Genomic DNA, 14,134 nt, shown 5'->3' with positions numbered 1-14,134 from the left:
TTTAACCTAATCTTTTTAAATCGTGAATCGAATTACATACGTGCAATTTCTACTGCTGCCTGATCAATCTTTCCGGAGATTTCACGGATTTGCTCTGGGTTCAGTTCGGTATGTTGAATCTTAAGGCGCAATGAAGTTTTCAGGTTTTCCATCGCACGTTTGATATCGACATAGTGTTCGTTGTTCTGGATTTGCTTACGCGTATTAAAGCGGTCGAGAACTTTATTGATTTCGTCTTGATGCGCAGCTAAATGTTTTAGGCCTTTGGCTGTAATGTGATATTGCTTGCGCTCATCCTCACTCAGCTTCACTTCTGTGTAGTGATGTTCTTCAAGATAGTGAATCGTCGGACAGATGGTGCCTGTGCTCGGCTTGTAGTTCCCGCCTACCAAACCAGCCACCTCTTTGATAATGTCGTAACTAAACTTTGGGGATTGGGCAATGAAATGCAGCACCAAGAGCTTCATCTGTCCGGCTTCAAACAGGCGTTTACGCGTCGTTGGTTTGCTTTCAGCGTCAGCAATGAGATCTTGGATTGACATCTTAAGATTAATCTTAAATTAATATAAGATATATCTTAGTTTATTTTAAGCTAAATGCAAATGTTATTCTACAATCTGTTTGACTTTAATAATATTTGTCTTTTCTTTATCTAACTCAGATTTAGGTAACTCACCAGCATCAACGAGTGAATGGGTATTAGGCTCTATCGTAAAACCTTTAACTATCATCAAGTTCTCACCACCAAATTTCATAGTGCTTACAAATAAACTAATCCAGAGCACAGTGAAACAGATTCCAACAATAATAGGAATACGACTTACAGAATACTTTCTCAACACTAAAAAGTTACTAATAAGATCAAAGACGTTCACTGAATCTTTAAACATAGGATCAAAACTTTTCTCGTTTTCTTCTATTTTTTTCTTTAAATCCTCTTTAAACTCCTCCAGATCTTTGAACCTAGGATCATCTTTTTCTAAAAACTCGAATAGGTGATAAAATATATACTTACCATCCTTTATCTTCCCTATTTCTTCTTTTAACTTCTCTATTTTTTCGTCATACATACCTAGTATCGTTAAATATTCAATTTCATTACTAATTCTTCTAATTAAATTTTCTTTATAAATTTCCATATATTTATCAAATTTTTCCCTTAATACTTTTTCAGATTTCGAAGTCTTTAATTCCCAATATTCTTGCCAATACTTTGCACCTGCAGCAATATTAGTCTGATATATAGAAAAGAAAACGCAAAATAAGCAAATGAAAAACTCAGCTAATGGCTTACTAGCTGATGCCATCAGAACTCCTGAAAGCATTACGCCTTGGAAAATAATAAAATAATTATTTCTATTTTGAAGTTGCTGTATTTCAAAGTCTCTAGTTGCAATACTTCGCTCATATACAGCTTTAAGCTCTTTTATTTCTAATTTTAAAATATGATTGGAAGTAAAATCTTCATCTAAGTTTTGATCAGGTTTTTTCATAACAACTCATGAAAATATAATTAAAAAGAAACCCGCCTTTCAGCGGGTTTTTTAAATTAGATCAATCTATTACAGACGAACCAATTCCACAATCTTCTCAGCCAGTTCTTCAACCGACTCTTGTGCGAAGCTTACATCTGTACCTTCTGCAACAGTAGTAATGACTGCAATACCTGTTTCACGAAGCAGTGCAACTTGCGCGGCATCAAGATCAGCTTTTGCAATCGCCACGATACCTTGTTGCAATAACAAGTTTTCAAGCGCTTGCGCATTTTCCAGTGCTTTGGCCGATACCGTAATTGACGCAGGTTTTTGACCCAAACGTGCCGCACGGTCTTCCGCTGTTACAGGGTTGCTATGTGCAGTCCATTCAACAGACTCTTCCACCATACCCGCACCAATCGTGACATTATTCAAACGATCAATGAAGATAAACGAACCGGTGTAACGGCTGTCCTGATAACGGTCAAAGACCACTGGCGCATCAAATTCAACAGTCACATTGGCAATCGCATTCAGATCAAGGTGATCCACTTGCATTTGTTCAAGTGTATTTACATTGGTACGGAAGTTAATGCCAGTCACTTTGGCAGGAACCGTTTGTGTACCGATTTTGATGTTATACAACTTGCCAATGACCAGCGGTTGATCCGCCATCCATACCACAGTCGCTTTAACCGAACGTGAAATGGCAGGAATGCCCTGATCTGCACGAACCAGCATATTACCGCGTGATACGTCAATTTCATCATTCAGCGTTAATGTCACCGCTTGACCAGCAAAAGCATGTTCAAGGTTGCCATCATAAGTCACGATTTCTTTCACTGTTGAAGTCTTACCCGATGGTAAAGCCACAACTGTATCGCCGACATTGATTTCACCCAGCGCAATCGTCCCGGCAAAACCACGGAAGTCGAGGTTCGGACGGTTAACATATTGAACAGGGAAACGGAAATCACGTTTCGCGGTATCACGGTTAATTTCTACAGACTCAAGCGTACCCATTAAGGTTTCGCCCGTGTACCATGGCGTATTTGGCGACTTATTCACCACGTTATCGCCATTCAATGCAGAAATAGGCGTAAAGATGATATTGCTTGGCTTACGGTCGCCCAATTGGCTTACGAAGTTGGCATAATCGGCCTGAATTTCATTGAAACGCGCTTCAGAGAATTCAACCAAGTCCATTTTGTTGATTGCAACAATAATGTTCTTAATACCCAGCAAGCTTGCAATGTAGGTATGACGACGGGTTTGGGTTTGTACACCATAACGCGCATCAATCAGGATAATAGCAAGGTCACAGGTAGACGCGCCTGTCGCCATGTTACGCGTGTATTGCTCATGCCCCGGAGTATCGGCAATGATGAACTTACGCTTTTCAGTAGAGAAATAACGATAAGCTACATCAATGGTAATGCCCTGCTCACGTTCAGCTTGCAGGCCATCCACAAGAAGTGCCAAGTCAGGTGCATCACCAGTCGTACCGACTTTTTTCGAGTCACGGGTTACGGCTTGCAATTGATCTTCATAAATCAATTTTGAATCGTAAAGCAAACGACCGATTAAAGTCGATTTACCGTCATCCACGTTACCGCAGGTCAAAAAACGCAGTAAGTCTTTATTTTCGTGCTGTTTTAAATACGCCAAAATATCCTGGCTAATCAGTTCAGATTGATGAGACATCGCTCAAACTCCACATACTTTAGAAATCGGGTTCAGATCGAAAAATTAGAAGTAACCTTCCTGTTTTTTCTTCTCCATCGAGCCTGCTTCATCATGGTCAATCATACGACCTTGACGTTCTGAGCTGGTCGCCAAGAGCATCTCTTGGATAATTTCCGGCAAGGTGTTGGCAGTTGATTCAACTGCACCCGTAAGTGGGTAACACCCTAAAGTACGGAAACGTACCGATTTCATTTGTGGAACTTCGCCCTCTTGTAGAGGCATACGTTCATCATCAATCATAATCAGTGTGCCACTACGTTCAACCACAGGACGTTCTGCAGCCAAATAAAGTGGTACTAATGGAATACTTTCCAAATAGATGTATTGCCAGATATCAAGTTCAGTCCAGTTTGATAACGGGAACACACGAATACTTTCGCCTTTGTTCACTTTACCGTTGTAAAGGTTCCAAAGTTCTGGACGCTGGTTTTTAGGATCCCAACGGTGTTTACTGTCACGGAACGAGTAAACACGTTCTTTGGCACGTGATTTTTCTTCGTCACGGCGCGCACCGCCAAAGGCAGCATCAAAACCGTATTTATCCAAAGCCTGTTTTAAGCCCTGGGTTTTCATGATGTCAGTATATTTAGAACTACCATGATCAAACGGATTGATTCCTGCTTCAACGCCTTCTTTATTTTGATGCACGATCAAATCGAAACCATGGGTTTTCGCCATGTTATCGCGGAAGGTGATCATCTCTTTAAACTTCCAGCCTGTATCGACATGCAATAGCGGGAATGGAAGTTTTGCAGGATAAAAGGCTTTTAAAGCAAGATGCAGCATCACTGCAGAATCTTTACCAATAGAATACAACATGACCGGATTTTCAAATTCGGCAGCCACTTCACGAATAATGTGAATACTCTCAGCTTCAAGCTGTTTAAGATGAGTAAGTCTTTCCTCAGTTATGGACATTGACAACACCAGCTCAGATCAACGTGTACTTATTACACTTTTAAAAATATATATATTCATTATAGAGATTTAGTTATCACATCTATTGCTTGTTTTATTATATTAATATGCATATTTCTCATATAAAGCTTAACTAATAAAGAGTATAAGTTTTTATTAATGATTTACTTAAATGATGATCTATTATTGTATTCAGAGATAATCCTTACCGCAAGCCAACATTAAAATGTACAAAATCTAATCTGATTGTTAATTCCTCTAAAACATCTATGTAATTCATGCTGAAAATTGCATAGAGTAACTAAACTTTCTCCCATCTCCTGTATTCTTTTGAATTATACCTATGCCAGACCATACTATTGAATCCGTGAAATCCAGCCTGGAACAGGCACAGCTTGCAGGCCACATCTATCAGCACAATCCACATTTACTGGTGCTGCAAGAACCTTGGGGAGAGGATGGCTCCATCCTGAATAATTTTGTGCAACATGAGCTCACCGCTGACCAGATTGGGCTGCAATTTGGACTAAGACTTTCGGATAATCATTTTGATTTTTTAATTGGTGTCACCCATAGCAATCAGGATCGCAGCTATGAAATTGGTGCAGGCAATCTTAAGGCCGATCAAAAAGCCTTTAACTTGTTGTATGCCTTTTATAACTATCCCAAGGCATTTTATCTGGTGAGCCTGCCCATGACAGCCAGTAGTGCTCAGCTTGAACAGGCCATTGAAACACAACTGTTCAATCAGGCCAACTTGGATTTCTTGAAGACAGCCATCAAAACCAATCCGATGGGACAACAGGTCAACTGGATGAAAGCCTTTATTCTGCAACAGGCATTGAACATGAAAGTGCGTATTCAAACCTGTTTACTTTAATCGTGCTTATTTAAGATAGCTGCCATGCAGCTTGGTCCATTTAAGATAAAATATTAAAGCTAGTCCATTAACCGATTCATCAAGTCTTAATATCACAAATGATTGAATCTAGATAAATTTTTACCAGCTAAAAAATGCAGTCTCATCGGCTGCATTTTTCATTTAAATTGAATCAATTTTAAACAATTAGCCTGCACAAACTCACTTGAGTCATGCTGGTAGAGCGCTACATTATCTGTTTATATGACCTATATAGAGCATAATAATGACGACCTCTATTTATCCTTGCCTGTGGTTTGGAAAAAATGCCAAAGCAGCCTGTGAATGGTATTACTCTAGTCTTCCGTATAGTCACATGATTGCCACAAACGAATATACGGCAAAAGCAAAAATCATTGAATGCGAAAATCAGACCGAGATTGATTATGACTGGAATAGCATCACGCTAAAAGGAATCGAGAGCCAATCTAGCTGGTGTAAAGACCAGTTTAGGGTGAGCTGGAAAATTCACCCTGAAAATTTAGGCGAGATTGTTAAGCAGAATTCTCATGCACAAGCAACGTTATTTAAAATGAAAAAGCTGCTGATTGATGATTTGATTCATGCCTGATCACCCTTTAACAGGATGAGCTAATAATAAAACAACCCATTGATATTTTTTAAAACTCTATAACCAAGAAATGTGAGTATAATAATGAATAATTTAAAAAATTTATACCAGAGCAGGCTTAGCCATTGTCTTTGTTGGAGCTTAACCTGTCTGCCATTGGCTACACAGGCTGCAGATTTCGTACAGATCAAGCCACATCCTATTGATGCAATTGTGCAGCAAAATATGACACAAAAATCAGTTGTGCCGCCATTAAAAAAAACCAGCAAAATCGATCAGATGCGTATCATGCATATCGATATTGACTATGTATATGATAAAAATAAAGAACAGCAGCAAGAAAATCTTCAGGCTTTATTACAACGTATTAACAAGATTCAACCCAATACCATTTTCTTGCAAGCCTTTGCCGATCCCGATGCAAATGGTTCAGCCAATCAGGTGTACTTTAAAAACCGCCACATCCCGACCAGAGACAATCTTTTTCCTCTTCTTGTCAGCCAGATTCGTAGCAAGACCCAGGTCAAGCATATTTATGCCTGGTTGCCCTTAATGGCGTGGGAGTTTCCAAAAAATTACAAACTGACTTATGTCTCACATAACAACGGCGGAAAACAGGGCTATATTCGGGTATCCCCATTTGATCCGAAAAACCTGCAATATGTTTCCGAGATTTATTTAGATTTTATCAAATCAAATGCAGTAGATGGTGTGCTCTACCATGATGATGTCACGCTGAATGATTATGAAGACAGCTCTGCTCCGGCACAAAATATGTATCGGGCTTGGGGATTTGGTGCAGATCAATTATTAAAACAGCCTCGGCAATCCAAACAATTAGAGTTTGCAAAATTTAAAACAGCCTATCTGGATCAATTTGCTGCAGGTATTACCAAAATCATTAAACAGCAACAACCTCATCTACTGACTGCACGCAATATGTATGCACCTGTGGTCTTAGAGCCTCATAGTGAAAACTGGTTTAGCCAATCCATGCCCAGTACTTATCAATATTATGACTACAATGCCATTATGGCGATGCCCTATATGGAAGAAGCGGATGACCATCAACAATTCTATTTGGATCTCGTAAAACGGTCAAAAAAATATGACCCAGATTTGAGTCATACGATTTTTGAACTTCAGGCGTTGAATTGGCGAAATAATCAAAAACTTTCCACCGAAGAAATTGTGGATACCATCAAGTTTTTAGAAAAACACGGGGTAAAACATATTGGTTATTACCCCGATGATTTTGTAGAGGAACATCCTCAACCATCTAAGCTGAAATCCGCTTTTTTAACTGGTGATTAGTCTCAAAGAATTCCAGTAACCCTTTATTATTATAATAAAGGGTTAAATTTCTGGCCTGTTGCATATTGATAATATCTGCCGTATTCACCTTAAAACTGCTGGCAAGTTGGGGTACCGCGACCGCTAATGGAGCTTTTCTACGATCCTTACCTGAAAAGCGGGCCCAGTTATAAGTTGCCCAAAGCAACAGCACGCCAATAAAGCTTAAAATCATCACAACAATATTGATTAAACTTAATGGGCTATTGGGTTGGGCTTGTATAACCAGTTGCTGATAAATGGTTTGACTTTCAAACCACCATAAAAATAGGGTCAACACTGGCATAAATAACCACATAAACATAAACCAACCCACGATTTGCAAACTGTAACCCAAGCTTTTATTACGTACATATTCAGGTTGATCAATGTACGCTGGTAGTTCTAATTTTGATTCATCTTCAATTAAATAATATTTATAGACTTTAGTCATTTTCTGGCTCTCCTCTAAATCCACGATCTGGGCTTACCCAACGTGCACGTTTTTGAGTCTTGAAAATCGTTTTAGGTAATGCAACCACAGTCGTCAGCATAGTCAGAATCCAGAAGAACAGTGGATACCAAATGACCCAAAAATAGTTTCTGAAGATTCGGGCTTTATCATAGGGTTTATCAATATATAAGCTAACAAAGAATTGAATCAGGCAAGTTAAACCCAGAATAATCCCGTACCATTGTGGAAAGAGAGATTGAATTGCCCACTCTCCGGGTAAAGAAAAAAATAGGCCATATAGATATAAGATAATAATACCGAACATCACATATGCCCAAACCACACTGATAATAGACTCTAGTGCAATAGGCCACATACGGCGTCGATTCCACCTAAATAAGTTTGGTAAATAAGCAAATAAAACCTCCACTCCTCCTTGTGCCCAACGCAAACGCTGTTTCCACAAGCCGTTGAAGGTTTCAGGCATATAGATATAGCACAATGCTCTTGGGACATATTGCAAGTCCCAATGATCGAACTGTAAGCGCCATGATACATCGATATCCTCCGTGATCATGTCATCGCGCCAATATCCAATCCGGTCTAGTGCCGTTTTACGAAAACCAACGATTGCGCCTGAAACAGTAAAGATGCGTCCATAGGTACGTTGTGCACGTTTAATTAATCCAATAATAGAAGAGAATTCACCCACCTGAATTTTGCCCAGAATACTGGAGCGGTTCAAAATACGAGGATTCCCAGTGACTGCCCCAACCCGTGGATATCTTGTTAAATGATGCATCATCCATAACACTGCATGAGGATGGATTAATGCATCACCATCTATACAAACTAGATATTCATTTTGACTCACCATTGCACCGGCACGTAAAGCATAGGCCTTGCCCTGATTTTCAGCCAAATGGACAACCCTGAGTTTTGGATATTTTTGCAAAAGCTCATCTAGAATTTCAGCAGTCTTATCTCGACTACCATCATTGACTGCAATGACTTCAAAATCCGGATACTGTGTTTGCATGGCAAACTTTATGGTATCCCTAACCTGTGCTGCCTCATTAAAACAAGGAATAATAATACTGCATCCATGTTCGCTAGGATGAGGTAACGATGGTTGCTTGCGTTCATGTTTTAAATAGAACCAGATTCCCCCCGCAATCCAAAGCCACGCCATAAATAATGGGTAGAAAAAAGCAAAGCCAAAATATACGTCACTCATTTGAAATAAACTTGAATCAGTCATTATTTCCTCCCCTTCGCAGTATTATTTTCATATGGATTACGATAAGTGAGTGGACTGGTATTAATACTTAGATCTTGGTAAAGATGTCCTTGAACTTGCTGTCCAGCCTTCAATTGATAATTATTAATCCCAATTTTTTGTACGGATAATTTTTTTAATTCCTGATAATATTGTGAATATTCTTTCCAATCACTTCTTTTCCCATTCGGATTTACTGTAAAACTCACGATTAAATACTGTTTTTGTATACTGTTTAATTTTTCCAGTTGTTTTTCTAAAGTTTTAAATATTCCAGAATCTTTCACCGGATCAAATTCAATATAAAGAAAATCATTATTATTTAAACTATATTCCATCAAAGGCATTAATCCATCTACATGCTTATCCTTTAAGGTAATTTTCAAAACAGTTTGATAATTATTACTGATATTGGTGTAATATTTTGCATGTTTTTTAGCTTGATCTTTTATATCAAAAACCTGTTTTATTTTTTCAGCGCATTCCCCATCCCAAGTCTTTTTCTGTATCGCGCAGTCGAGCTCATCTCCAATATCGATCATTACACCTTCAACTGAAGAATTATACTTAACTAATTCCGCAGTAAGATCTGCAAAATTGAGTCCCTGTTTCGTTTGTAAACTGATCGGTAATTCAGCATACACCCGATTACCCACACGGGTGCGTGCTTGCCAAACTGTACGATTTAATAAATCCTTACGCATACCCAGTTGACGATTAGGAAAATAGGCAACATCTATTTTTCCGTCCCCATTTTCATCCGCTACGGTTTTTAATAAAATAGTATTGGTTTGTAATGCACTAATCTGATCTAAGAATTGCCCCAGTTTTTGATCAAAAATTTTGTCATTAGGACTGACCATTTCAGCCAAATCAAAACGGATATAACTTCTCCGCTGTTTGTGGATATCGCTTGCAAAAGTTAAAAAATCCAGCATTTCTGCATGCAGCATTTCGGGGGTTGGATTATTCATTACTAGGGCACGTTGATAGGTTTGCCCCGAATCAGCAAGGGTTGACATACTGCCCAAGCTAAATGACATAGGCAAACCAGCTTTTTCTGCAAGTTCTTCACTTTCCTTGGTCACCGCCCCATAAGGCCAGAATATCGCGCGTGTATCTATTCCCAATTCAGTGTCTAAAATTTTCTTGGATTGTTGTAAATCTTCTACAACCCTGTTTTGATAAGCTTGATCAGATTCATAACGTTGATATTTTGGTAAAAATTGACGTGTAATTGCTGCAGGCTGCATACTTTGTTGTGGATTGGCAAGTATGCCCTTATGCATATTGTCCGAATGTGAAACAAACTCTACCAGACCTGAGCGCTGCATTTCACGCATTTGATCCCAGGACATTAAGCTATTTTGACCATAGGCTTCATAAGCATCTTTGGTATTCCCGTTAATCCAGCTCGTCGGAATAGCAAAAGCAGCGAAATATTTATACTGTTTTAATAATGGAAAAACCCGGGTATAACTACTGAGTGCGCCATCATCAAAGGTCAATAACACTGATTTTTTTGGTAATTTCTTTTTCTTTTGCCGAGCATCCCATACATCTTGCAAACTGATGGTTTGCCAGCCTTCCTGTTTTAGCCAGGCAAAATAGCGTCCTAAATTTTTAGTACTGATTGCATAAAGATCCCGATCTCCTTCACGGGCAACATCATCTCGAACATCATGAAAAGTAATGGTAACAAATAAGTTATCAGGTATTTCAGTGGTATTTTTGGTTATATTTTGCGTAAAACCCGTCGCAGGAACGGCGAAGACCGTTACCATGACAGCAGAAAGTAAGGTTTTCATCACTTGTTTCATTAAAAAATTCCTTTAAAGCCCACTGTTGCATAAGTTTTTTCTTCATCTTCACCATCATAAGGATGAGTTCCCCATCCTATGCCATAGTTCAGACTCCAAGTCCGGGAAACCTGCCAATCATGTCCATAAAAAACGTTATAAATTGGCTTCGCGGAATAATTATCTTGTCCAAAAGTCCCAACGGTAGCTTCAAAATTTTGAGTAAAATTGCGGTCATATCTCCGCCACGTAATCCACTCATGCTGTAAATGCAACTCTGCACTATAACTTTCTTCAGGATTGAAATAGTCCACAATGACATCTTTGTTCTGGCTGTAATAACCCGCTAAAGTCAAACTGGTAATATGATGCGGAGCCTGGAAAATCTGCTGTTTAAGGTATGCCGAAACCTCTTGGCGTGTATTATTATCATCAATATCAGTTAACAGATAGACCAGACCCGCCTTACGAGATTCATGCTGTTGCCAATTCAAATCAAAAGTATAAGATTTACCTTCATTGCCCTTTCGGATGGCCTGTAATGGAATATCCGCCTGACTATTAAATCCGAATGCATACTGCCAATGATCATTCAGCCATTGTGACCAATTGGCCTTGATCCCAAAACGGTCTTGATCTTGTGGATTATCGATACTCTGAGACAACATGATATTCACTGCTTTACGACGTGATGCCCATTCCAGTCCTAAACCTACGCGTTGATCTTCAATTGTGCCCGTATCATATTCACCAGAACGAAAACTGTGATCTACATAAGTACGATAATTATCAAAAAACCATGGGCTGTGAATGCGGGTAAAATGATCCTGCTCACGGTTCCCCTTCAAACGATTAAGTAAAGCCGAGTTATCAGAATCACTTTCTGAAAAGTTACTCTGATGTTGAATAGAGGCATGATTACGGTCATCAAGCTGTTTTTTATTTTTTATTACGGTCGTATCTTCAGGCATGGTTTGCATGAGTTCAGTACTTTGCAGACGCCATTGCTGGATATTTTCCAAAGCTCGCAGATTTTCTAAATGACGGATCCGGATGCCTTCATCTACAGGTATGACTCCATCCCATTGAGATACAATCCATTCTGCACGCTGTGGGTTTTCACGCAAAAGTTGAATGAATGCACGATTATTTTGAAAAAGAACGTTATTCGGTGCTTTTGCAATTAATTGTTCATAGTATTGTTCTGCTTTAGCATATTCTTGACGATAGGCGTAATTAAGCCCGACTAAAGCTAAATATTCACTCCGGTCATCATGAGTAACCTTATCCACACCTTTAGCATTACTGTATTGGAAAGTAGGTAATGCCTTGTCCATCGTTTTGAGTAATTGATCAGCTTCCTTATATTTCTCTTGTTCAATTAATGAGTAATACAAGCCTGCATATAGCTCAAAATGAGCATAGCTCTTTTCATTCAATAAGCTTTTATAAATTTTTTCAGCTATTTGAGGTTGTTGATTCTTAAAGTAAGCATCTGCAATAGCTTGACGCACATAAGGAGGCATCTGTTCTAGAGGCACTCCTGTTTTTGAAATTTGTTCAAAAACTTTTTTAGAGCGATTTCGCTCGTTTAAGGCATAGATGTATTCATAATAAAAACGGCGTTTCCAATTGGAATCATTCGGCAATTGTGATTCGTATTGCTCCATATCTGCGAGCACTTCATCGAGTTGCTGGTACGGCTGTTTTCGTCCTCGATAAATTGAAAGTTTATAATATTCCACAGCATTTTGAATCCGCTGAGAAAATTCACTAATTTTGGCATTGGCTCTGAGATCAGTATTCTCTTTTAATGAGTTACTGTTTTGTATAAAGTTTTCCGCATTAGCGTAATCTGCATTATTCAGCAATGCTAATGCATACTGTTCCTCGGTACCCATGTCCTTGCTCTTTTCAAGAGCCAGATTAGCCGTATTCAATGCCTCAACAGGCATATCTAGTATCCGGTAAGTATAGGAAAGCTGTGCTAAATAATCTGCTTCGACTTGATTAATATCAACTTGAGAAAGGGTTTTTTTCGCCTGAGCCTTTTTACCGGCTTCTGCTTGTAATATTCCTGCCCACACGATCCATTGTTGATTAGAATCGGTTTTGGCAAAGTTTTTGGCCCAGTTTTCTGCAAGCTCAAATTTTTTTAAGTCGCGTAGTGCCTTAATAACATATATTTTTCCATAGTCTGGAAATTGCTGACTTTGAATACCCTTCAGGTAGCGAATATCTGATTCTGCAAATTTTTTATTTTCATAAGCCATTAGTACAAAATCAGCAATCAATTTTTGATTATTGGGATAGCGCCCCAATAATTGCCTGAGTTTTTGTAATCCAGTATCCACCTGGCCTTGTTTAATTAAAGGTACAATTTTTTCACGTTGTTGATCAACAACGTCTTTATAGATCAATTCTGCGAATGACAATGTAGAAAACAGTAAAGTCCCACAGGAGATCGATAGTATAGTGAGATTAAAGTTCATAATTAAAATATTCTTTATTCATTGTTATTAATGGTCATATTGTAATCCACAATATATAAATAAAAGACCGTATTAACAAAAATATTGTGTATAATTTTGTGTTTTTATTATTTTATGCGATAAATATCACATTATTTTAATTGTGAAATATATTATTTTTTTATCTTAGCAAATTATTTTAACAGCAATATTTTATTTATTTAATAATTAATTTTTTATATAATCCTTCATCTTAACCACTTTATAAAAACATTATTACTCAAAATGAATATCTTGTATAAATCAAAAATACTCAATAAGTTGAGTATTTTCATTCATACAGAAAAGATATGTTCTATTATTATAGGAACATAAAATATTCAAAAGTTAAAATATTATTAAGCAGTCAATTCAAATGACTTATTGGAATACAACCTAGAATTTTTTTAGAAGTGCTCGAAGTATTAAAAATAAGCCAAGCAAATACCGGACGAGGCAGACCTTTTAGCCTTTTACCGAAAGATTAACCATTAATGACTCTACGTTATTGGCATAAATATCAAACACTTTTTCCTGTCGCTATGAGCCATGAAATACATGCATCTAATGCATGTGGAATCATCCAAAAGATCGAAAATATTTTAATAAAATATGATAAGTTTCATTTGCCTAGGAAATTATCTCATAGTGAAGGCTTAGATGGGGAGGTTGTTATTGTTGATGCCACTGAGATGGCAATGAAGCATTCCCCAAAAAGCGGAAAAAAATTCTATAAGTGCTAAGAAAAAATACCATACGATTAAAGCTCAACTGACAATTCATGATGAAACGATGCAGATGATTCCAATAGGTCTTGCATAAGGAAGTACACATGATTTTCATTGTCTAAAGATCAGCACAAGAAGCAGAGATATCAAGCCCTTATACTTATTGATAAAGAGTAACCAGCTTTAAGCCGATTAGGGATCAGACGCCGACCACATTTTCAGCAAGTAAAACAACCCATTAACTTTCTTACATAAGCAGAGTAATCGAGAAATGGGTGAACCGTACCAGGTTTGTCGGAGACTTTTTATTTAAGTTAGGCCACCTGACCTAATGGGTTAATTTTATCATAGTACATTGCTTCAAAATCAAAAGGTGACACATAACCTAGTGCACTATGTACAC

The 14,134-nt window shown here is 38.0% G+C and carries 12 protein-coding genes; 4 read left to right on the top strand and 8 right to left on the bottom strand.

What is annotated here, in order from left to right:
* Positions 1-32: 32 nt before the first annotated feature.
* The 4 genes from FTU91_RS05635 to cysD form a co-directional block, all read right to left on the bottom strand.
* On the bottom strand, positions 33-542 hold the full coding sequence (locus FTU91_RS05635) for a PadR family transcriptional regulator (RefSeq protein ID WP_180042339.1): 510 nt from the start codon (positions 540-542) through the stop codon (positions 33-35).
* Positions 543-605: 63 nt separating this feature from the next.
* On the bottom strand, positions 606-1,493 hold the full coding sequence (locus FTU91_RS05630) for a hypothetical protein (RefSeq protein WP_180042341.1): 888 nt from the start codon (positions 1,491-1,493) through the stop codon (positions 606-608).
* Between the two features lie 69 nt (positions 1,494-1,562).
* Positions 1,563-3,179 carry a sulfate adenylyltransferase subunit CysN gene (gene cysN, locus FTU91_RS05625; protein WP_180042343.1) on the bottom strand — a complete coding sequence of 539 codons (1,617 nt, stop codon included), beginning with the start codon at positions 3,177-3,179 and terminating at the stop codon, positions 1,563-1,565.
* Between the two features lie 45 nt (positions 3,180-3,224).
* Positions 3,225-4,133 (bottom strand): sulfate adenylyltransferase subunit CysD, encoded by a 909-nt coding sequence (gene cysD, locus FTU91_RS05620; RefSeq protein ID WP_171522023.1) that lies wholly within the window; start codon positions 4,131-4,133, stop codon positions 3,225-3,227.
* A 349-nt stretch (positions 4,134-4,482) separates the two neighbouring features.
* On the opposite strand from cysD, the gene FTU91_RS05615 reads away from it, so the two are divergent.
* The 3 genes from FTU91_RS05615 to pgaB (FTU91_RS05605) all read left to right on the top strand — a co-directional run bounded on the left by FTU91_RS05615 (position 4,483) and on the right by pgaB (FTU91_RS05605) (position 6,943).
* Entirely contained in the window at positions 4,483-5,019 is a 537-nt protein-coding gene (locus tag FTU91_RS05615) for a hypothetical protein (protein WP_180042345.1), read from the top strand.
* 265 nt (positions 5,020-5,284) lie between these two features.
* Positions 5,285-5,629, top strand: coding sequence for a VOC family protein (locus tag FTU91_RS05610; RefSeq protein ID WP_180042347.1), 345 nt, complete (start codon positions 5,285-5,287; stop codon positions 5,627-5,629).
* Positions 5,630-5,713: 84 nt separating this feature from the next.
* Positions 5,714-6,943: a poly-beta-1,6-N-acetyl-D-glucosamine N-deacetylase PgaB gene (pgaB, locus tag FTU91_RS05605; RefSeq protein WP_180042349.1), complete on the top strand. Its 1,230-nt coding sequence runs from the start codon at positions 5,714-5,716 to the stop codon at positions 6,941-6,943.
* Here pgaB (FTU91_RS05605) and pgaD read toward each other — a convergent pair.
* Genes pgaD through pgaA form a run of 4 tightly spaced genes read right to left on the bottom strand, consistent with a single transcriptional unit; the run spans position 6,909 to position 12,985 of the window.
* The gene (gene pgaD / locus FTU91_RS05600) at positions 6,909-7,415 is read right to left on the bottom strand and encodes a poly-beta-1,6-N-acetyl-D-glucosamine biosynthesis protein PgaD (protein WP_180042351.1); all 507 of its coding nucleotides are present in this window, start codon (positions 7,413-7,415) and stop codon (positions 6,909-6,911) included. The two genes, pgaB (FTU91_RS05605) and pgaD, sit on opposite strands and share 35 nt — an antisense overlap.
* Positions 7,408-8,676: a poly-beta-1,6-N-acetyl-D-glucosamine synthase gene (gene pgaC, locus FTU91_RS05595; protein ID WP_086196815.1), complete on the bottom strand. Its 1,269-nt coding sequence runs from the start codon at positions 8,674-8,676 to the stop codon at positions 7,408-7,410. Before pgaC ends, pgaD begins: the two co-directional genes overlap by 8 nt.
* A complete protein-coding gene (gene pgaB / locus FTU91_RS05590) occupies positions 8,676-10,514 on the bottom strand; it encodes a poly-beta-1,6-N-acetyl-D-glucosamine N-deacetylase PgaB (protein WP_180042353.1) in 1,839 nt (612 codons plus the stop codon). Before pgaB (FTU91_RS05590) ends, pgaC begins: the two co-directional genes overlap by 1 nt.
* Complete coding sequence (pgaA, locus tag FTU91_RS05585) at positions 10,514-12,985, bottom strand: poly-beta-1,6 N-acetyl-D-glucosamine export porin PgaA (protein ID WP_180081301.1); 2,472 nt, start codon at positions 12,983-12,985, stop codon at positions 10,514-10,516. Before pgaA ends, pgaB (FTU91_RS05590) begins: the two co-directional genes overlap by 1 nt.
* Before the next feature lie 512 nt (positions 12,986-13,497).
* Here pgaA and FTU91_RS05580 point away from each other — a divergent pair.
* Positions 13,498-13,746, top strand: a complete 249-nt coding sequence (locus tag FTU91_RS05580; RefSeq protein ID WP_180042357.1) for a hypothetical protein — start codon at positions 13,498-13,500, stop codon at positions 13,744-13,746.
* Positions 13,747-14,134 lie beyond the last annotated feature (388 nt).

It is taken from the genome of Acinetobacter sp. YH12201 (genome assembly GCF_013418145.1).
In the GTDB taxonomy this organism is placed as follows: domain Bacteria; phylum Pseudomonadota; class Gammaproteobacteria; order Pseudomonadales; family Moraxellaceae; genus Acinetobacter.
This window is presented reverse-complemented; position numbering and strand designations above follow the sequence as displayed.